This window comes from Streptomyces sp. MAR4 CNX-425 (assembly GCF_048656465.1).
Classification (GTDB): Bacteria; Actinomycetota; Actinomycetes; order Streptomycetales; family Streptomycetaceae; genus Streptomyces.
In genome coordinates, this window is sequence record NZ_JBMDLF010000004.1 from 416,007 (window position 1) to 436,902 (window position 20,896).

Consider the following 20,896-nt stretch of genomic DNA (forward strand, 5'->3'; position numbering starts at 1 on the left):
CGTATGGCCGTGATCACGACACCGGAGAAGCGGGCCGCCCGGCCGCGCACCCGCCGCGCCGAGCGGCGCCGCGGGATCCCCTCCCTCGTACTCAACCTCATCGCCCTCGTGGTCGGCGTGGCCGTCTGGGCGGTGCTGGCCGCGCTGAACGTCGAGAGCCTGCCCGGGCCGCTTGCGGTGGCCGGGAAGGCCGGCGACCTGATCGCCGACGGCACCCTCGCCGACGACCTGGTCGCCAGCCTGCGCCGCGTCTTCACCGGCTTCGCGCTCGGCGTGGCGCTGGCGATCCCCGTCGGCTTCCTCATGGGCTGGTACCCCACGGCGCGCGGGCTGCTGGAGCCGTACATCCAGTTCTTCCGCACCATCCCGCCGCTGGCGCTCATCCCGCTGGCGATCGTGCTGATGGGCATCGGCGAGACGCCGAAGGTCTTCGTCATCTTCCTGGCGGCGTTCCTGTCCTGCGTCGTCGCCGCCTTCCAGGGCGTCGTCGACGTCGACCGCACCCTCATCAACGCCGCCCGGGTCCTCGGCGCCTCCGACCGCGTCATCTTCCTCAAGGTCGTCATCCCGGCGTCGACCCCGTTCATCCTCGTCGGCATGCGCATCGGCCTCGGCGCCGCCTGGGCCACCCTGGTGGCCGCGGAGCTGATCGCCGCCCAGGAGGGCCTGGGCTTCCGCATGCAGCACGCCCAGACCTACTACGAACTCGACACGATCTTCGTGGGACTCATCACCATCGGCGTGCTCGGCCTGGTCATGGACCGGCTGCTGCTGCTCGCCGAACGGCGTCTCACCGGCTGGCAGGAGCGCCGATGACCGAGAAGAGCGAGAACACCGAGCGGACCGGACGCACCGAGAAGATCTCCTTCCGGGAGGTCGTGAAGACCTTCCCGATGAAGGGCACCGACTTCACCGCCCTCGACGGGGTGTCCCTGGACATCGCCGACCGCGAGTTCGTCACCGTCGTCGGCCCCTCCGGCTGCGGCAAGAGCACCCTGCTCAACATGGCCGCCGGGCTGGCCGAGCCCACGGCGGGCGAGGTCCTCGTCGACGGCGCCCCCGTCACCGGCCCCGGCCCCGAACGCGGGGTGATCTTCCAGCAGTACGCCCTCTTCCCCTGGCTGACCGTCCGGCAGAACGTCGAGTTCGGGCTGAAGCTCGCCGGCCTGGCGCCGGACGAACGCAGGAAGCGGTCCGGCCACGCCATCGAGCTGGTCGGCCTCGCGGACTTCGCCGACGCGCTGCCCAAGACGCTGTCCGGCGGCATGAAGCAGCGCTGCGCCATCGCCCGCGCGTACGCGGTCAACCCGCAGGTGCTGCTGATGGACGAGCCGTTCGGGGCGCTGGACGCGCTGACCCGGGTGCAGCTCCAGGACCAGCTTCTCGACACCTGGAGCCGGGACAAGCGCACCGTCATGTTCATCACCCACGACGTCGACGAGGCGGTCTACCTGGCCAGCCGGGTGGTGGTGATGGCCGCCCGCCCCGGGCGCATCCACCGGATCGTCGACGTCCGGCTGCCCTACCCCCGTACCGAGGAGATCCGGCTGTCGCCCGAGTTCGGCCGGATACGCAACGAGGTCTGGCACTCCGTCTACCACCAGGGCGCCGCGCCGGCCGCCGCCTGACCCGTACGCCCGTATCCCCGAACGCTCCTACGCCCCGCAGACTTCAGACGCCCGAAAGGACCACTTGGCCATGCGTGCGACCCGTCGTACCCTCGCTCTCTCACTCACGGTAGCGCTGATCTCACTCCCGGTTGCCGCCTGCTCCGACGACGGCGGCGGCGGGTCGGACGGCTCCAGCGTCCGCTTCGGCTACATCAACGACTACAACGGCGCCAGCCTGCTCGCCATCGCCGAGAAGCAGGGCCTGTGGAAGAAGGCCGGCATCGACGCGGACGTCTCCGTCTTCAACAACGGACCCATCCAGATCCAGGCCCTCGGCGCCGGCGACCTCGACTTCGGCTACATCGGCCCCGGCGCCATGTGGCTGCCCGCCTCCGGCAAGGCCGACGTCGTCGCGATCAACACCCTCGGCTACGCCGACCGCGTCATCGCCCAGCCCGGCATCACCTCGCTCGCCGACCTGAAGGGCAAGAAGGTCGGCGTCCCCGAGGGCACCTCCGGCGACATGGCGCTGGGCCTCGCCCTCCAGGAGGAGGGCATGTCCATCGACGACGTCGAGAAGGTGCCGATGGACCCCGCGACCATCGTCTCCGCGTTCTCCTCCGGGCAGATCGACGGCGCCGGCCTCTGGTACCCGATGATCGACGAGATCAAGGCCAAGGTCCCCGACCTCGAAGAGGTCGCCAGCACCCGGGACATGAAGGACAGCTACTTCCCCACCGCCTTCGTCGCCGGCACCGGCGTCGACCCCGAGCTGTCCACCAAGGTCGTCCGGGTGCTCCAGCAGGCCAACGACTGGCGCTTCGAGCACCCCGAGGAGACGGTCGCCCAGACCGCCGCGATGCTCAAGCTCGACGAGGAGAAGGTCCGGGCCGACGCCGCCAACCAGGAGGTCCTGGCCACCGAGGACCTCGTCGCCAAGACGAAGGACGGCACCGTCGGCGCCTGGCTCGACGAACTCGCCGAGTTCTTCGTCGGCACCGGACAGCTCCAGGAGGCCCCCGACCCGGCGGAGTACTACCTCGGCGATCTCTACACGAAGGCGTCCACCAAGTGAACCTGCTCTTCCTGATGACCGACCAGCACCGGGTCGACACCCTGGGCTGCTACGGCAACCCGCACGTCGCCACCCCCCACCTCGACCGGCTGGCCGCCACCGGCACCCGCTTCGACCGGTGCTACACCCCCACCGCCATCTGCACCCCGGCCCGGGCCAGCCTGCTGACCGGCCAGGCGCCGTTCCGGCACCGGCTGCTCGCCAACTACGAGCGCAACGTCGGCTATCTGGAGGACCTGCGGCACGACGCGTACACCTTCCCCGGCGCGCTCGCCGAGCGCGACTACCGGCTCGGGCTGGTCGGCAAGTGGCACGGCGGCACCCACCGCAACGCCGCCTCCTACGGCTTCGACGGCCCCGACCTGCCCGGCTGGCACAACCCCGTCGACCACCCCGACTACCTCGCGTACCTCGACGAGCGGGGGCTGCCCCCGTACCGCATCTCCGCGCCCATCCGCGGCACCACCCCCAACGGCAACCCCGGCAACCTGCTGGCCGCCCGCCTCCACCAGCCGGCCGAGGCCACCTTCGAGCACTACCTCGCCACCCGCGCCATCGAGCAGCTGGAGACGTACGCCGCCACCGGCCGCCCCTTCTTCCTCGCCACCCACTTCTTCGGCCCGCACCTGCCCTACCTGCTGCCCGACGAGTACTACGACATGTACGACCCGGACCTGGTCGAGCTGCCCCCGTCGATCGCCGAGACCTTCGAGGGCAAGCCGGCCGTCCAGCGCAACTACAGCGCCCACTGGACCTTCGACACCATCCCCATCGAGGTCACCCGCAAGCTCATCGCCGTCTACTGGGGCTACGTCACCCTCATCGACGAGCAGATCGGCCGCATCCTCGCCCGCCTCGACGAACTCGGCCTGACCGACGAGACCGCGGTGCTCTTCACCGCCGACCACGGCGAGTTCACCGGCGCCCACCGCCTCCACGACAAGGGCCCGGCCATGTACGAGGACATCTACCGCATCCCCGGCATCGTCCGCGTCCCCGGCGCCCCGCCGCAGGTGCGCGACGAGTTCGTGACCCTCACCGACTGCACCGCCACCATCCTGGAGCTGGCCGGCTGCGACACCGCGCCCGCCGTCGACAGCCGCAGCCTGCTGCCGCTGGTCCGCGGCGAGCGCCCCGAGTGGCGCGCCGAACTGCTCGCCGAGTTCCACGGCCACCACTTCCCGTACCCGCAGCGCATGATCCGCGACGACCGCTACAAGCTCGTCGTCAACCCCGAGTCGGTCAACGAGCTGTACGACCTGACCGCCGACCCGCACGAGCTGACCAACCGCTACACGCACCCCGAGATGCTGCCCGTACGCCGCCGGATGCTGCGCCGGCTCTACGAGCTGCTGCGCGAGCGCGGTGACAACTTCTACCACTGGATGACGCCGATGTACGACGTCGGCGACCTCGACCACGACCCGACGCTCAGCTCATTCGAACCGGAAGGAACCACCGCATGAGACGGACGTGGACACGGACCGGGCTGCTGCTGTGCGCCCTCCTCGCGGGACTGCTGCCGCTGACGTCGGCGACGGCCGCGGATCCGGCGCCGGAACCGGCGCCGGCCGAGCGGGCAGCGGCGGACGAAGCCCCGGGGACGTACACCAACCCGGTCACCGACGGCGTCGTCGACACCTTCCCCGACCCCGTGACGATCCGCGGCAAGGACGGCTACTGGTACGCCTACGGCACCATGAACCCCGTCTTCCAGAGCGACGGCGAGCAGCACGAGCGGATGCTGCCCATCCTGCGCTCCGCCGACCTCGTCGACTGGGAGTACGCGGGCGAGGTCTTCACCCCCGGCACCCAGCCCGCGTGGCACCGCGGCTCCCGGCTGTGGGCCCCCGACATCCGCTACAACGACGGCCACTACACCCTCTCCTACTCCGTCCCCGGCCGTAACACCGTCGGCGCCGCCACCGCGCCCACCCCGACCGGCCCGTGGACGGACACCGGCCCCGTGCTGCCCACCCCGAGCGGCTGCCCCACCGGCGGCATCGACCAGGCGCAGTTCACCGACCGGGACGGCAGGACGTACCTGTACTGGGGCAGCTACGACATCCTCTGCGTCGCCGAGATGAACGCCGAGCGGACCCGCATCACCGGCGAGGTCACGCAGGTCGCCCAGGGCCGCCGCATGGAGGGCGCGTTCGTCGTCCGCCGCGACGGCTTCTACTACCTCTTCTACTCCGACGCCGGCTGCTGCGACGGCGCGTACAGCGGCTACCAGGTCAAGGCCGGCCGCTCCACCAGCCCCACCGGCCCCTTCCGCGACGACGAGGGCGTCGACCTCATGGCGCCGACCAGCAAGGGCGCCGTCGTCGTCGGTGCCAACGGCAACCGCTGGATCGGCCCCGGCCACAACGGGCTGGCCACCGACCTCGCCGGCCAGGACTGGCTGATGTACCACGGCATCCCCGCCGACAACCCCGACCTCGACCGCTTCCCGGGCCTCGACCGCCAGCTCACCCGGCGCCCCATGCTCATGGACCGGCTCGACTGGATCGACGGCTGGCCCGTCGTCCGCGCCGGCGCCGGCGCCTCCGAAGGACCGCAGCGCGCCCCCGTCACCGACTGGGACGCCGGCGGCACCTTCGCCGGCGGCTCCCTCGACGGCTGGCGCGCCGAGGGCGCCGGCACCGGCGGCTGGTCGCTCGCGGACGACGCCGACTCCGGCCCGTACGCGACGCATCGGGGCGCCACCGACCCGGCGTTCCTCGTCACCGGCGAGGCCGCGCCGCGCGACCTGCGCGCCGAGGCCGACCTGCGGGTCGCGTCTGCGGGCGGGGCGGCGGGCCTGACCGTCGCCTACCGCGACCCGCGCAACCACACAATCGCCTGGCTCGACCGCGCCCGCGGCGCGCTGGTCACCGACGTCGTCGTACGGGGCCGCAGCCGCGGCGAGCGGGTGACGCCGCTGCCCGCGTCGTACGACTGGGACTCCTGGCACAACGTCACCGCCGAGGTGCGCCGCGGCCGCATGACCGTCGAGGTCAGCGGCGACCGGCTGCGCGACGCCGTCGCCGTCCAGGAGCGGCGCCTGCCCGGGGCCGCCACCCGGCCCGGCGCGGTCGGCACCGCCGCCCGCGGCGACGGCGCGGCGGCCGACAACGTCGGCGCGGCGCGCCTGTACGAACCGGTCACCGAGCGCGTACTCGAGCCGGCGACCGGGCGGCTGCTGCCCGGTCACAGCGACGAGTTCACGGCCGGCGCCGTGCCCGGCACCGAGCCCGGCTCGCCGTGGCGGTGGCTGCGCGGCCCGGCGCCCGGGGTGCGCACCGAGGACGGCGACCTCGTCTGGCCCACCCAGAACGCGGAGCTGTACCTGCGGAACAACACCGCCTCCGTGCTGCTGCGCGACGCGCCCGAGGGCGACTACACCGTGACGGCCAAGCTCGACTTCGACCCGGCCGAGCCCAACCAGCAGGCCGGGCTGCTCCTCTACGCCGACGACGACAAGTACGTCAAGATGACCCACTCCGTGCTGCCGCTGAACCGCGGCGGCGGGACGGTGCTCGACGTCAGCGAGTTCGCGAAGGAGGGCGCCCGCCCCACCACCTCGCCGCCGACGCCCGTCGCCAACGCGCCCATGTTCGGCGGCCCCACGGCGGACCGGATGTGGCTGCGGCTGTCCTACCACCACGACGCCGGCACCGGCGAGCGCGGCGAGCACGAGGTGCGCGCCGCCACCAGCCGGGACGGCCGCACCTGGGTCCACAGCGGCGTATGGACGCTGCCCGGCGACGAACGGCTCCGGATCGGGCTCGTGTCGATGAACAGGGAAGGAGCGGTCGCGAAGTTCGACTACGTACGCACCCACCGGACCCGCTGACGGCGGGGCGGCCGCCCCCGGCATCTTGACGGCGGTCTCGATCACGCCCACCGTTGCTGAGGCTGGTCCACCGGCCCCGCCGGCACCCCCGAGGTGCCGGCGGGGCCGCCTCGTACGTCCGCCGTACGCCACCCGGAGAGGTCCACGTGAACAGCAGACTGCTCGGCGCCGGAACGGTCCTGGCGCTCCTCGCCACGGTCGCGGCGATGCCGTCGGCGTCGCCGGCACCCGTACCGGCGGCGAAGCCCCTGCCCCTGGGCGACCCGGGCCTGACCGAGACCCGGACCACCGAGACGCTGCAACCCGGCGTCACCCTCACCCGCATCGAGCGCGGCGCCGGCACGCCGCCGCTGCCGTGGACGGTCGAGGTGCCCGTCCCCGGCGGCACCGGCTCGCCCGACCCCGACGCCCCGCCCGCCGCGCTCCGCGACCGGGCCAGCGCCGAGGAGCTGGCCGCGGAGCTGACCGGCGACGGCTTCGCCGCCCGCGTCGAGGAGGTCACGACGCCCGCCGTCGCCGACTTCGCCGGCGGCACCCTCGGCTGGCGCGTCCGCGTCGGCACGTACGACGGGCGCGCCGCGGCGAACGCCGTGCGGGCCCGGCTGGCCGACGCCGGATACCGGGGCTCCGCCACGTACACCGGCTGGGACGGCGACCCCGGCGTGCGCGGCAGCTGGCGGATCGACGTGCTGACCGTCGACCCGCGCGCCTTCCGCGGCGGGCTCGTCGCCTCGTACGGGCCGGACCTGGTCAGCCGCGAGAAGACCACCGAGCTGGCGGCCGCCGCCGGCGCCACCGCCGGCGTCAACGCCGGCTTCTTTGTCCTCGACCCGCGCGCCGGCGCCCCCGGCGACCCGGCGGGCATCGGCGTCTACGACGGCCGGCTGCTCAGCGAACCCGTGGGCACGCGCCCGGCGCTGGTGCTCCACGACTCCGCCCGCGGCACGCGCGTCGAACGGCTCGGCTGGCGCGGCCGCGTCACCGCCCCGGGCGGCGCGCTGCCGCTGGACGGCGTCGACCGCGTACCGGGCCTGATCCGCAACTGCGGCGGCACCGCCGACGACACCCCGACCGCCCACGCGCGCCACGACGTGACCTGCACCGACGACGACGAAGTCGTCGCCTTCACGGAGGAGTACGGCCCCCGCACCCCCGCCGGCGACGGCGTCGAGGCGGTGCTCGACGCCCACGGCCGGGTCGTCGCGCTGCGCTCGCCGCGCGGCGGCCCGCTGCCCGCCGGCGGCAGCTCCGTACAGGCGACGGGCGCGCAGGCCGGGGAGCTGGCCGCCCTCGCACGCCCCGGCGGGAAACTCCGCATACGCCACGGGCTGCGCGACGACCGCGGCCGCCCCGTGCCCACCCCGCCCGGCACGGCGGTCGTGAACGGCGGCCCGGAACTCGTCCGCGACGGCCGCACCCACGTCACGCCCGCCGCGGACGGCATGGTCCGACCGGACGACCCGAGCTTCTACTACGGCTGGATGCACAAGCGCAATCCCCGCACCTTCGCCGGCGTCGACGCCGCGGGCCGCACCGTCCTCGTCACCGCCGACGGCCGCGCCACGGACTCCCTCGGCCTCAGCGTCCCGGAGAGCGCCGCCGTCGCCCGCGCGCTGGGCCTGCGCGACGCGGTGAACCTCGACGGCGGCGGGTCGACCACGATGGCCGTCGGCGGCGAGGTCGTGGGCGACCCGTCCGACGGGGCGGGGGAGCGGCCGGTCGGCGACGCGCTGCTGATCCTGCCGAACCGGCGCTGACGCCGGCGGACCCCTCGAACCCGGCACCGTACGAACGCCTCCGCCCTCACCAAGGAGCCGCCATGGCACCCGTTCCGCCCGTGAGAAACCGCTTGCTCCTCCTGGTCTGCGCCCTCCTGCTGGCCCTCGTCCCGGCCGCCCCGACCCTCGCCGCCGCGGCGCCACCCGAGCCCGGAAAGGGCGGCCCCCGCGGCGACGCCGAGGTCGTCGACGTCACCCGCGCCGGCGACCGCCTCGTCGACCTGTCGGTACGTTCCCCCGCCCTCGGCGGCCGCACCGTCCCCGTACGCCTGCTCACCCCCGACGGCTGGGACCCCGACGACCCCGCACAGCACTGGCCCACGCTGTGGCTGCTCCACGGCTGCTGCGGCGACTACACCTCGTGGACGTCGGAGACCGACGTGGCCCGGACCGACGAACTGCGGGACGTCCTCGTCGTCATGCCCGAGGCGGGCTGGAACGGCTGGTACAGCGACTGGTGGAACTTCGGCGAGGGCGGCGACCCGGCCTGGGAGACCTTCCACACCGACGAACTGCGCCGGCTGCTGGAGAGCGACTGGGGAGCGAGCACGAACCGCGTGGTCGCCGGCCTCTCGATGGGCGGCCAGGGCGCCCTCATGTACGCCGCCCGCCACCCCGGCATGTTCCGGGCCGCCGCCTCCTACTCCGGCGCGGCACACCCGCTGCTCAACGACGAGTCGGTGAACCGCATCATGGGCTTCTTCGCCGGGCAGGGCGACGACCCCCGCCGCGTCTGGGGCGACCCGGTCGACCAGCGCGCCATCTGGGCGGCCCACGACCCGTACCACCTGGCGAAGCGGCTCAAGTCCACGCCGGTCTACCTCTCCTGCGGCGACGGCACCGCGGGGCCCTTCGACCCGCCGGGCGCGACGAGCGCCCTGGAGGCGGACTTCGAGCGCCAGAACCAGGCGTTGGCCGAGAAGCTGAAGCGGGTCGGCGCGAAGAAGGTGACGACCCACTTCTACGGCCCGGGCACGCACCGCTGGGAGTACTGGGAGCGGGAGCTGCACGCCTCACTGCCGATGCTGCTCGGCGCGCTGAGGGTGCGGTGAGGTTCGGTGGGGGTGGTGCGCTGACGCGCCTGTTGGGGCCTGTCCTCCACGGCAGTCGGAACCGCATCCCGCCGCCGGTCCGTGGCCTCGCCGGGTGCAGCGCGGCGAGGCCGCGTCCAGGAGAGCACGTACGGCTTCGGTGAGTTCGTGCGTGGCCGTGCGACCGTCCCGGTTGCCTTCGAGCGCTTGGCGTCCCGAAGGATCGCCAGTGGCGAGCGCGGTCAGGATCCTCGACCGGGTCGTTCCCAGGAGCCGGTCGAGCGGCCTCTCGGTGGGAGGCGCCGACCAGAGGTACCGCCCGGGTGCCGGGTCCCGGTCGGTGATGAACAGCGACGGAACGAGAAGGAGTTTCGGAGGGCGGTCATGGGTCGGGGTGGTCGGCGGTTGGGCCCTCGTGTCCCGCCCGGACCGCCCCGGGGGGCGACGCGGGAGAGGGCGACGGGTGGTCAACGGCCGTGCGGGTGCGCGTCGGTGGGCGGAATCGGCGGCAACTCCCGCCAGAAACCGGCGCAAATCGCCCACGCGCTCCGTCTTTCGCCCGTCGACGTGCGCGTGAGCGCCTCAGGGGGGTGGGTCGTCGCCCCGACCGGCCGGGTGCACGTGGGGGCGACGAACTCGCGGTAAGGCTCCCCGCGAAGCGGGGCGAATCGCCCACGCGCCTCGACTTTCGCGCGTCGGCGTGCGCGTGCCGGGGCCGAGGGGTCCGGGTGCACGTGAAGGTGCCGAACCTCCGGTAACGCTCCCCGTGCGATCGTGCCCCGCCGGGTGGTGGGACCGGTACCGGCCGGGGTCGATTCGGCCGGTGAGGAGGCGGCCCGGCGGCGTCGCCGGGTGACGGCGGCGCGGTGGGGGTGGGGTGGTGCGTGCGGCCGGAGGGTTCGCGGTCGACGGGGGGCCTGCGTCGGGGGTGGTCGGGGCAGGTGGGTGGAGCGGTGCCGGGGCGGGGGTGCGTGCGTGTGGGCACGCGGGGGCGGGGCCCGGGCCGGTGGATGGCCCGGTGCCGGGGGTTGGGGCGGCGTCGGGGTGGACGGGCGTGCGTGCGGTGTCGCGGCGGCGGCCTGCGTCGGGGGTGGTCGGGGCCGGTGGGTGGCCGCGGTGTCGGGGGCTGCGGTGGTGCCGGGCGGGCGGCCGTGCGTGGCGGATGCGGCGACGGGGGTGTCGGGGTGGGTGGGCGTGCGTACGGGGGCACGGCGTTGGGGGCCTGCGTCGGGGGCGGCCGAGGCGGCGGAAGGCCCGGTGTCGGGGGAGGGGGGCGGTGTCGGGATGGGCGGCCGTGTGTGTGAGGACCTTCGTCGGGCGCGGCCGGCGTCGGGGGTGGCCGGGTCGGTGGGTGGCTCGGTGTCGGGGGAGGGGGCGGTGTCGGGGTGGGTGGCCGTGCGCCTTGGGGTGCGGCGTCGGGGGGTTGGAGCATTTGTCCCCCGGGGCCCGGCTGCCCAGCGTGTCAAGAGTGCGGGCGTCGGGGTGTGGTCGGCGATTGGCACGGAGCTGGCGGCGATGGGCCCTCGTATCGCGTCCGCACCGCTGCCCAGGGGCCGCACCTGTGCCCTGCGGCGTCCGACCGTACCGCCCTCCGGGGTTCACGCGGGCCTCGGCGCGGCAGGAGCCCGCCGGGGTGCACGTCGGCGGGCGAAACCCGGCCCTCGTGGGCGATTTGGGCCAGTTCTGGGAGTGGGTTACCGCGGGTTCGTCACCGCCACGCGCACGCCGAGCCTTCGAGGGGGTCGGTCACGACCGCCGGGCCCGCGCGCACGTAGCCGGTCAAAACTCGGCCCCGGTGGGCGATTTACCCGGGTTCGGGGAGGGGGTTACCGCGGGTTGTGACACGCGGCGCGTCCCCCGGGGGCGGCGAGCCGCAGAAAGCGCATCGCCGCAGAGCGGCAGCGCCAGTGGGGCGCCCTGCGGCGCGGACGCGATACGAGAGCCGATGGCCGCTCAGCTCCGCCACATCGCCGACCAAGTCCGACGCCCGCACTCCTGACACGCCGGGCGGCGGGGCCCCGGGGGACAAATGCTCCACACCCCCGTCGCCGCGCCCCCCAGCGCACGCCCGCCCACCCCGACGCCGCGCCACCCGCCCCCGACGCCGGGTCACCGGCCGCATCGGCCACCCCTGGTGCGGCGCCAGCCCGACCCGGCCCGCATGCGCACGGCCGCCCACCCCGGCGCTGCCCCACCCCCCGACGCTGCCCCGCCCCCCGCCGCCGCCCCGGCCCCCGACGCCGGCCACCTCCCGCCCCCCGGTCACCCCCGACGCTGGCCCCCGTCGACCGAGAGCCCTCCGGCCGCAGGCACCGTGCGTCGGCGTGTAGCGGCACCCGCTGCACGCCTCGGCCCTTGTGGCGGCCACCGGTAGCGCCCCGCCGCGCGGCCCGGTAGCGCCCGCGCCTCCGGGCCCGGTGGTGCCCGAGCGCGGGGGCCGGGTTGCCTCCCCGGCGCCGCGCCGTCATGGCGTTCGGGGCCGGGCCCACCCCGGCGCCTCCCCGTCCGCCGGCCCGGCCGCGCTCACCGGCGCCGCCGGTGCCCGGTCCCCGTCGCGGGATGCGTCCAGGAAGGGGCCGTGGCCCGGCGCCGGGCGCCGCCCTCGCCGGGGCCGGGCTGTGCCTCGTACGGCGGCGGACTCGTGGCGTACCCCTGGAGCTGGGCAACGATCCTTGTCATAGGAGCGGCATACCCTTGGGCGGGCGTGCGGGGATCACGGTTTGCGGACGCGGGCCCGGGGGCGTCCGGGCTTGGGACGGTCCGTGCTTGGGGGCGTCCGGGCTTGGGGCGCGTGGGCCAGGGACGCGGGGGCTCGGGGCTGGGGTTCGGGGTCGTGTCCCTTGTGGTGGTGCAGCCGATGACACTTCGGGGCTCCCCGTTACGTGGCCAGCGGGCCCTCGTTCGCGACCTACCGCGGTCCTCCGCGGTGCCGGCCGACCGGCCACCGGTAGAACCGCCACCGGCCCACCGGCCCACCGGCCCACCGGCCACCTGCGACCATCCATCGGCCCACCGGCCACCGGCCACCGTCCATCGGCCCACCGCCCACCGTCCATCGGCCGACCGGCACCTGTCGATCCGGCACCTGTCGATCCGGCACCTTTCGACCCGGCACCGACCCATCCGCCACCGCCCGCCCCGCCGGAGCTGCCGAACCGCCTCGCCACCCGGGCGCTCGCCGCACGATCGGGCCGGGGCGGTTCCAGAGCGGCTCCAGCAGCGGTGACGGCGGCAACTGCGTCGAGGGCGCCGTCACCCCGCAGGGTGTCCCGTGCCCGTGTCCGTGACGCCAAGGACCGGGGCGGCGGTCAGCTCTCCGTCACCCCCGCGGTCCGCGCTGACTTCATCGCCTACGCCAAGGCCGTCCAACTCTCAGACACCCCCCGCGCCCGCCCCGTCGCCGGGCTCGAACCCGTGACCGGTTAGCATCTGCCGATGCCGCACTGGATACGCGTCCGCACCGTGACCGGCGTCGGGCTCCTGGCAGCGGCAAGTCTGCTTGCCGGCGGGCTCACGTCGTGCGTCAACTATTTCGGATGTGGCATCGACCAGCTCGAAGAGGACGTGACAGCAGCTGACCTGAACGGCCGTTACGTCGGCAGCGAGTACGGCATGCTCAATCTTGAGCCTCACGGGAAGCTGAGTTTCCGCGACTGGCGGCATCACGACGACGTCATCACCGGTGAATCGACTGAAGTTCCGTACGGCACCGGAAGCTGGAGCCTCACTCGTGCGGGACGGGATGACAGAGTGCAGGTCAGCCTGACCGCATCGACTTCTGCCTCAGAAGATTTCGGTGTGGCCTTCGAACTGCTTGCTGACGGACCCGCCGACAGCCCCACGCTGTACCAGTACATCGGCGACCCCGACACGTGCGACATCAATACATTCGAACGCGATTGACGGGCCGACGGTCCCGAACACCACGCTGCACCACCGCAAGCCTCGGTATCCGGGGCTACCGTGGAACTGCTGGAGCAGACGCGAGGAGACCGATGAGCACGCTCCTCGGACCGGGGTGGTTCACGGCCCGGGCCGACTTCGTCGCCTTCACCCAGGCCCTCGAACTCTCCAACACACCCCCCGCCCGCGCGACCGCACCCCGGCTGCCCCGCCCCGGGCGGTCCGCCGGCACGGCACCGTGAGAGGCGGCGGCCATGGACCACGGCACCCGCGGCGAGCTGATCGGTCGGCTGGCCGAGGCGATCAGGTCCGCGAGGACGACGCACCCGCTGCGGGTCGCCGTCGACGGGCCGCCCGCCGCCGGCAAGACCACGCTGGCCGACGAGGTCGCCGACGTTCTGCGCGCGCAGGGCCGTGACGTCATCCGCGCGACCGTCGACGACTTCCTCGTGCCCCGCGCGCAGCGTTACCGGCGTGGCCGGTACTCGGCCGAAGGGTGTTACTTCGACGCCCACGACCGCGCCGCGCTGTGCCGGGTGCTGCTCGATCCGCTGGGCCCGGGCGGAGACCGCCGGTTCCGGTGCGCGGTCTACGACAAGGACGCCGACACCCCGCTGTTGCCGCCGGCCGCGACCGCCGCCGCGGACGCCGTGCTGCTCTTCGACGGCGTCTTCCTCCTGCGCCCGGAACTCGTCGACCGGTGGGATCTGCGCATCCTCGTGTCCGTCCCCTTCGCGCGGACGCTGGAACGCGCGCGGGAACGAGCCGCGACGCCGCCCGGAGCCACCGCCGACACCGCCGACACCGCCGGCACCGCCGGCGCCACCGCGATCGAACGGTCCTGGCGGCACCGGTACATCCCCTCCCAGCAGCTCTACTTCGCCGTGGCCCGTCCCGCCGACCGCGCCGACGTCATCGTGTACAACGATCAGCTTCAGCGACCGGCCTGGGAAGTCCGGCCGCACCCGCCGATCCAGGGGACGTGAGACGGCCGGGCCGCGCCCGCATCTGCCGTGGTCAGCACCTCACGAGAGTGCGCAAGAAGTTCCATATCCTTGCGCAAGGGAAAAGGCAATGCACCCCCCATCGTGCGTCTCCGCGAGCCTCAGCACGGCGTCGTCGGCAACGTACCGCGGTCCAGTGGGTTGACCGGCCTGCACCGTGACTCTACGGTCATGGTCGCAACATCTTGCAGTCGTCTTGCGGAGGCTCTTGCAGTCCCTTCCGTGGGGCCGGGCGTCACCCGGCGTGCCGACCCCCACGCGTCCCGCACACCTCATCCTGGAGGACCCATGCACGGGAGCACCAACAGGGCAAGAAGGCGCACGGTCGCATCACTCGTCCTCACCGCCGGGATGGCCGGCGGCCTCCTGGTCGGCGCCACCCCGGCTCAGCCCTCGCCGCCCGGCGAGAAGGACGTCACCGCCGTGATGTTCGAATGGAGGTTCGACTCGGTCGCCCAGGCGTGCACCGACACCCTCGGTCCGGCCGGTTACGGCTTCGTCCAGGTCTCCCCGCCGCAGGAGCACATCCAGGGCGGCCAGTGGTGGACCTCGTACCAGCCGGTGAGCTACAAGATCGCGGGCCGTCTCGGCGACCGCGGGCAGTTCCAGAACATGGTCGACACCTGTCACGCGGCAGGCGTGAAGGTGATCGCCGACGCGGTCATCAACCACATGGCCGCCGGCGAGGGCACCGGAACCGGCGGGTCGCCGTACACCAAGTACGACTACCCGGGCATCTACTCGTCGTACGACTTCGACAACTGCACCTCGGAGATCAACGACTACCGCGACCGCTTCGACGTCCAGGAGTGCGAGCTGCTCGGGCTCGCGGACCTGGACACCGGCGAGGACTACGTCCGGGGCAGGATCGCCGGCTACCTCGACGACCTGCTGTCCCTGGGCGTCGACGGCTTCCGGATCGACGCGGCCAAGCACATGGCCGCCGGTGACCTGGCCGACATCAAGTCCCGGCTCGGCGACCCGGACGTCTACTGGAAGCACGAGGTCATCCACGGCGCGGGGGAGGCCGTCTCCCCGGCCGAGTACCTCGGGAGCGGCGACGTGCAGGAGTTCCGCTACGCCCGCGACCTCAAGCGCGTCTTCGGCAGCGAGAACCTCGCGTACCTGAAGAACTTCGGCGAGGGCTGGGGCTACCTGGACTCGGACAGCTCCGGAGTCTTCGTCGCCAACCACGACACCGAGCGCGGCGGCGACACCCTCAGCTACAAGGACGGCGCCGACTACACCCTGGCGCACGTCTTCATGCTGGCCTGGCCGTACGGCAGCCCCGACGTCCACTCCGGCTACGAGTTCTCCTCCGGCGACCAGGGCCCGCCCAACGGCGGCCAGGTGAACGCCTGTTACCGCGACGGCTGGAAGTGCCAGCACGACTGGCGCGAGATCTCCTCCATGGTCGGCTTCCGCAACACTGCCCGCGGGCAGGCGGTGACCGACTGGTGGGACAACGGGGGTGACCAGATCGCGTTCGGCCGCGGGGACAAGGCGTTCGTGGCCATCAACCACGAGGGCTCGTCCCTGTCCCGCACCTTCCAGACCTCCCTGCCTTCCGGCGACTACTGCGACGTGCAGAGCGGCAGGACGGTCACGGTGAACGGCGACGGCCGGTTCACCGCCACGCTGGGCGCCGACACCGCCGTGGCCCTGCACGTCAACGCCCGCAGCTGCGACGGCGGCGGTGACCCCGACCCGGTGGCCACGGGCGCCTCCTTCGAGGTCGACGCCACCACCAGCTGGGGCCAGAACATCCACGTGACCGGCAACAGGCCGGAGCTCGGCAACTGGGACCCGGGCAGCGCGCTGAAGCTCGACCCGGCCGCCTATCCCGTCTGGAAGCTGGCGGTGGAACTCCCGGCCGGTACGTCCTTCGAGTACAAGTACCTCCGCAAGGACGAAGCCGGGAACGTCACCTGGGAGAGCGGCGGCAACCGCACCGCGGCGGTCGGGACGTCCGGGATGGTCCAGCTGCACGACACCTGGCGCGACTGACGCCCCCGCGTTCACAGCCGGGCCGCCCCCGCACGTCCGCGCGGGGGCGGCCTCCGGCCGACCGGCCGCACCCCCCCTCACCGCCGCCCGCCGACCGTGACCGCTCCACCCCCCGGCCGGCCGCTACGCCCGCACCACCTGCCGCCCGCCCCCCACCGACTCAGCGGAACCCCCCGCCCCCCGCCACCCTCCCCGGGCGCGGCGCTACCCTTCTACGCCGGACGGTACGGAACGTACGGGACGGGGTGCGCGATGGGCGGCGCGGCGGGGAGCGGGGGACGGGTCCGTACGTACCGGGGGCACCTCGGGACCATGGTCTTCCTCGCCCTGCTGTGCGTCGTCTTCGGCGGCCTGCTCGTGTTCTTCGGTCTGCTGATGGTCCTGGGCGCCGGGGTCCACTTCGGCGTCGCGATCGCGTTCTGCACCCCCGGGTCGGCCCTTCTGCTGCTCGCCTTCTGCGTCGTCCGCGGCGTGACGTTCGTCGACGAGGACGGCCTCACCCTCCGCTGGCTGCGCACCCGGCGGCTGGCCTGGCGCGACCTCGTCGCCGTCGAACTGGAGCACAACGCGCCCGCGTCGGCGGAGCGCAAGCGCCCCGTCATGAGCGTTGTCGTCTACACCCGCGACGGCCGCCGGGTGAGCCTGCCCAACGTCATCGACACCCGCAGTCTGCGCGCGGAGCGCGAGGTGGAGGTGATCCGCGAGGTGTGGGAGCGCTGCCGGGGCGCGGACTGGACGCCGCGGCCGGAGGTGGCCGTGGCCGCGCGGACGGAGGCCGAGGCCGCCGAGCGCACCCGGAACTCGCTGGTCGAGTCGATGGGCTGGGGCCTCACGGCGGTGCGCGTGCTGGTCTTCTGCGTCCTGGTCGTCGCCGTCGTCTTTCTGGCGACCGGCAACGCCGACGCGCTCCCGGACATCCCGGGCGAGGTCTTCGCCGGTGTCTTCGCGGCGGTGTTCGCCGCCCCGCTCGCGATCGCGCTGGCGGGCCGGGCCGCCGCCCGGCGGCGAGGCGGCGAGGGCGGCCGCGACCGCGACGGCGACCGCGACGACGGCGGCGGCGCCGGCCGGGAGCCCGGCGGGCCGCCGCCGCTGTGACGCGGAGCCGGGTGGCGCGGGAGCCGGCGCGGGACACCGGCCCCCGCGGGACCCGGGTGCTCAGCAGACCGGGACGCCCGGCAGCTTCGCGTCGGGATGGTCGATGTAGATGTTGGAGATGAATCCGCGCTGGTCGCGCAGCCGGCTCCACCAGGCGTTCGTGTAGCCCTCGGCGTTGACCACGTCGCCCTGCTTCTGGCACTCGACGTACACCGGCGTCGGCCCCGGCAGGGTCGTCACCACCGCCGCGTCGAGCCGCGCGTCCGCGCGCACGCGCACGCCGCTGCCCCAGGTGGTGAAGTTGGTGTCGCCGCCGCAGTTGTCGCTGCGCAGGTGGTACTGGCCGTACGAGCCCGGGTACGGCAGCGCCGTGCCGTTGATGCGGATGTTCTGGCCGACGCCGTTGTAGAGCTGCTCGTAGTGGATGTGCGCGCCGGAGGAGTTGCCGGTGCTGCCGGTGACGCCGATCTGCTGGCCCTGGGCGACCGACTGGCCGTTGGCCACCGAGAACGACGCCAGGTGGAAGTAGTACGTCTTCCAGCCGCCGCCGTGGTCGATGACGATGTAGTTGCCGGCGCCGCCCGCCTGGTAGTGCCGGGTCGCGGTGCCGGCCGCGGACGCGACCTGCGGTGTGCCGCCGGTGGCGCCGCCGTCGGAGCGGATGAAGTCCAGCGCCCGGCGCACCTCGGCGCTGTGGTGGCTGTACGTCCACTGCTGGCCGCAGGGGAAGGGCGCCTTGAAGTTCGGCGCCAGCGCGGGCCGTACGTCGTCCGCCTGGGCCGGGGCCGCCGCGGTCAGGCCCAGCAGCGCGAGCAGCGCCGCGGCCAGGACGGCCGCGGCCCGCCGCGCGGGGCCGGCGGGGCGGACGGCGGGGACGGGGGTGGGTCTGTGGGGCATCGGGCCGCCTCCTTCGGTGGGGGCAAGGGGGGTGGGGAGGGGTGGCGCGTTCAGCACTCGGGGACGCCCGGCAGCCAGGCGTCGGCGACGTCGACGAAGATGTTGGAGATGTAGCCGCCGTAGTCCGGCAGATAGGACCAGGCGTCGTTGGTGTAGCCGTTGTACGTGACCGACTCGCCGCGCTCCTGGCACTCCACCCGCACCTGCGTCGGGCCGGGGAGCGTGGTGAGCACCGCGGAGGAGGTGTTCGACTCCTGGCGGACCCGGACGTCGGTGCCCCAGGTGGGGAACCGCTTGCCGTCCTGCTCGCCGGTCCACAGGAACGTCACGTCGACCCAGCCGTTGTCGTTGAGGCCGACGTTGTAGAACGTGCCGTCGGCGAGGTCGATGCCGGCCGGGTTGGCGACGCGGCGGCCGAACTCGTCGAGTCCGCCGTTGTACCCGTTCTGGTAGGCCGCCTGCGCCTCGGGCATGCCCTGCGGCAGGTCCTGCCAGGACTCGCGCACCGACGGGGGGTTCCAGTAGTCGTCCTTGGTGTTCCACGGCCCGACGTCCCACACCGGCGCCGTCTCGCAGCGCACCGGGCCGCAGACCTGCACCGAGTACTCGGCGCTGCCCTTCGGGGACAGCCCGCGCCGCGACGGCAGGGCCACGAAGTGGTCGTTGGGCACGATGACGTGGCCGTTGGCGGTGGTGCCGCCGACCAGGCCCTCGCGGGTGGCGAACAGCCGATAGGTCAGCGGGGCGGCGGCCGCCGCGGGGCGCGGCGCCGCGTCGGTGTCGGCCCGTAGCCGCAGGGACTCGACGGCGGGGACGGCGGCGTCCGTGCCGCCGGCGCGCAGCGTCAGCCGGGCCTGCACCTCGGAGACCGCGAACGGCAGCCGGGCGGCGTCCGCCGTGCCCGCGCCCGCCGGCAGCCACTCGGTCCAGCCGCCGTCGGCGGCCCGGCCGCGGACGTCGACCGCGACCTCGGCGCCGGCGGGGGCGCGGGCGCCGAGGTCGGCCCGTACGCGGTTGACGGGGCGGTCCAGGCGTTCGGCGGCGAGGACCTGGGTGCCCTCGCCGGGGGCGCCGGCGGGGTGCTGGAGGGAGGCGGGTCCGGCGGACCGCGAGCGGAGCCGCAGATCGCCGTGTACGTAGCGGACGTTGACGTCGTCCGCGTCGATGTCCGAGAGGTCGGCCCGCCAGGTGGCGGGCGGGGCGGGGCCGCCGGCCCCGGCCGCGTTCTCCGCCGCCCCGGCGGCGTGGGCCGGGTGCGCGAGGGCGGCCGCGCAGATCGCGCCGGCGAGCGCGGCTCTGCGCCGCCGGCTTCGGGTGGGTGTGCGCCGCATCTGGCTCCTTCCCGTGTTTCCGTCGTCGGTGGGTTCCGTCCGTGAAGGTGCGTGCCGTGCGGCGACGCATCGTAGGGGCGCTGCGCACGGCCGTGCCGCCGGGGTTTTCCGGCACGGTCGAAAACCCGTCGTGGCCGGGGACGCGAGGGGGGCCGGGGAGTGGTCCCTGGGGGTGGCCGCGGTGCGCTCCCGGTGCGGCGACGTATCGCGGGCGCCCGCCGATCGGCCGTGCCGCCCGGGGTTTTCGGCACCGCCGGCAACCCGTTGCCGGCCGGGGCGGGGACAGCGCAGGCCGGTCGTGGTTACCCTCGGGTATGGCCGGAGTGCTTCATGTCCACTTCAATGACCGGGACTTCCGCCACGTCCAGCTCGCGCCCACCGCCGACCCGCTCTGGGAGACGATCCTCGGGCTGCACGTCGCGTACACCCCCGCGCCCCTCCTCCCCGCCCGGCTGCGCCCCTGGCACGGCCGCGCCCGCCGCCGCCTGCACCAGGGCGACCTGCGCCGCACCTGCCGCCTGCTCAACGGCATCGCGCCCCCCGACGCCCCGTACTTCCCCGACTTCCTCACCCCCGCCGAGTCCGAGGACGGCATCACCGCCGGACTGCGCACCCTGCGCTCCACCCCCGCCACCCGGCTCGCCCGCGAGGTCCGCCTCGCCGCCCGGCACCGGCCGCTGCCCGCCTGGACCCGGCGGCTCGCGGCCGGCGACCGCACCGTGCTCGACGACCTCGCCGACGCCCTGCACCTCGTCCACGACCGCCTCGTCGCCCCCGACTGGAGCGAGATCGAGGCCACCGTCGCCGCCGACCGCGCCCGCCAGCTCGACGCGCTGGAGGCCGGACTGCCCGCCGTCCTCGCCACCCTCGACCCCTTCACCTGGGCCGACCCCGTGCTCAGCGCGCCCTACCCGGTGAACTCCAGCCTCCACCTGCACGGTCGCGGCGTCCGGCTGGTGCCCTCCTACTTCTGCCACACCACGCCGATCGCCCTCGCCGACCCCGGACTGCCGCCCGTCGTCGTCCATCCCGTGCGCCGGCGCCCCGCCGGCCCCGGCACCGCCCCCGCCGCACCCCGCGACGCCGCCCTCGCCGCGCTCCTCGGCGCCAGCCGCGCCCGCGTGCTGGCCGCGCTCACCGGCGCCGCCGGCACCCCGACCACCGGCGGCGTCGCCGCCCGGCTCGGGATGCCCGCCTCCTCCGTCAGCGGGCACCTCACCGTGCTGCGCCGCGCCGGCCTCGCCGAGAGCGAACGGGCCGGCCCGCACGTCGTGCACCGGCTGACCGCGCGCGGCCGGCACCTGCTGGAGGCCGACCGCCCATGACC

At 74.2% G+C, this 20,896-nt stretch carries 15 protein-coding genes; 13 read left to right on the forward strand and 2 right to left on the reverse strand.

The window, feature by feature from the left end; translation table 11 throughout:
* Positions 1-3: 3 nt before the first annotated feature.
* The 12 genes from ACHZ99_RS14825 (at position 4) to ACHZ99_RS14880 (ending at position 17,341) form a co-directional block, all read left to right on the forward strand.
* Entirely contained in the window at positions 4-816 is an 813-nt protein-coding gene (locus ACHZ99_RS14825) for an ABC transporter permease (RefSeq protein WP_420305021.1), read from the forward strand.
* Entirely contained in the window at positions 813-1,628 is an 816-nt protein-coding gene (locus ACHZ99_RS14830; RefSeq protein WP_420305022.1) for an ABC transporter ATP-binding protein, read from the forward strand. Before ACHZ99_RS14825 ends, ACHZ99_RS14830 begins: the two co-directional genes overlap by 4 nt.
* A gap of 70 nt (positions 1,629-1,698) precedes the next feature.
* Positions 1,699-2,685, forward strand: a complete 987-nt coding sequence (locus ACHZ99_RS14835) for an aliphatic sulfonate ABC transporter substrate-binding protein (protein ID WP_420305023.1) — start codon at positions 1,699-1,701, stop codon at positions 2,683-2,685.
* Complete coding sequence (locus tag ACHZ99_RS14840; RefSeq protein WP_420305024.1) at positions 2,682-4,151, forward strand: sulfatase-like hydrolase/transferase; 1,470 nt, start codon at positions 2,682-2,684, stop codon at positions 4,149-4,151. The genes ACHZ99_RS14835 and ACHZ99_RS14840 overlap by 4 nt, the downstream gene beginning before the upstream one ends.
* Positions 4,148-6,523, forward strand: coding sequence for a family 43 glycosylhydrolase (locus ACHZ99_RS14845; protein ID WP_420305025.1), 2,376 nt, complete (start codon positions 4,148-4,150; stop codon positions 6,521-6,523). The genes ACHZ99_RS14840 and ACHZ99_RS14845 overlap by 4 nt, the downstream gene beginning before the upstream one ends.
* A gap of 146 nt (positions 6,524-6,669) precedes the next feature.
* On the forward strand, positions 6,670-8,280 hold the full coding sequence (locus ACHZ99_RS14850) for a phosphodiester glycosidase family protein (RefSeq protein WP_420305026.1): 1,611 nt from the start codon (positions 6,670-6,672) through the stop codon (positions 8,278-8,280).
* Positions 8,281-8,342: 62 nt separating this feature from the next.
* Positions 8,343-9,353 carry an alpha/beta hydrolase gene (locus tag ACHZ99_RS14855; protein ID WP_420305027.1) on the forward strand — a complete coding sequence of 337 codons (1,011 nt, stop codon included), beginning with the start codon at positions 8,343-8,345 and terminating at the stop codon, positions 9,351-9,353.
* Between the two features lie 3,414 nt (positions 9,354-12,767).
* Positions 12,768-13,235 carry a hypothetical protein gene (locus ACHZ99_RS14860; RefSeq protein ID WP_420305028.1) on the forward strand — a complete coding sequence of 156 codons (468 nt, stop codon included), beginning with the start codon at positions 12,768-12,770 and terminating at the stop codon, positions 13,233-13,235.
* Positions 13,236-13,327: 92 nt separating this feature from the next.
* Positions 13,328-13,477 (forward strand): hypothetical protein, encoded by a 150-nt coding sequence (locus tag ACHZ99_RS14865; protein WP_420305029.1) that lies wholly within the window; start codon positions 13,328-13,330, stop codon positions 13,475-13,477.
* Between the two features lie 12 nt (positions 13,478-13,489).
* Positions 13,490-14,221 (forward strand): cytidylate kinase family protein, encoded by a 732-nt coding sequence (locus tag ACHZ99_RS14870; protein WP_420305030.1) that lies wholly within the window; start codon positions 13,490-13,492, stop codon positions 14,219-14,221.
* Positions 14,222-14,527: 306 nt separating this feature from the next.
* Entirely contained in the window at positions 14,528-16,246 is a 1,719-nt protein-coding gene (locus tag ACHZ99_RS14875) for a carbohydrate-binding module family 20 domain-containing protein (RefSeq protein ID WP_420305031.1), read from the forward strand.
* A 312-nt stretch (positions 16,247-16,558) separates the two neighbouring features.
* On the forward strand, positions 16,559-17,341 hold the full coding sequence (locus ACHZ99_RS14880) for a PH domain-containing protein (RefSeq protein ID WP_420305032.1): 783 nt from the start codon (positions 16,559-16,561) through the stop codon (positions 17,339-17,341).
* A gap of 60 nt (positions 17,342-17,401) precedes the next feature.
* Here the strand turns inward: ACHZ99_RS14880 and ACHZ99_RS14885 are convergent, their stop codons facing one another.
* Positions 17,402-18,238: a peptidoglycan DD-metalloendopeptidase family protein gene (locus ACHZ99_RS14885; protein ID WP_420305033.1), complete on the reverse strand. Its 837-nt coding sequence runs from the start codon at positions 18,236-18,238 to the stop codon at positions 17,402-17,404.
* A gap of 50 nt (positions 18,239-18,288) precedes the next feature.
* Positions 18,289-19,569 (reverse strand): hypothetical protein, encoded by a 1,281-nt coding sequence (locus ACHZ99_RS14890; RefSeq protein ID WP_420305034.1) that lies wholly within the window; start codon positions 19,567-19,569, stop codon positions 18,289-18,291.
* A 314-nt stretch (positions 19,570-19,883) separates the two neighbouring features.
* Here ACHZ99_RS14890 and ACHZ99_RS14895 point away from each other — a divergent pair, with 314 nt between their 5' ends.
* Complete coding sequence (locus tag ACHZ99_RS14895) at positions 19,884-20,894, forward strand: ArsR/SmtB family transcription factor (protein WP_420305035.1); 1,011 nt, start codon at positions 19,884-19,886, stop codon at positions 20,892-20,894.
* Positions 20,895-20,896 lie beyond the last annotated feature (2 nt).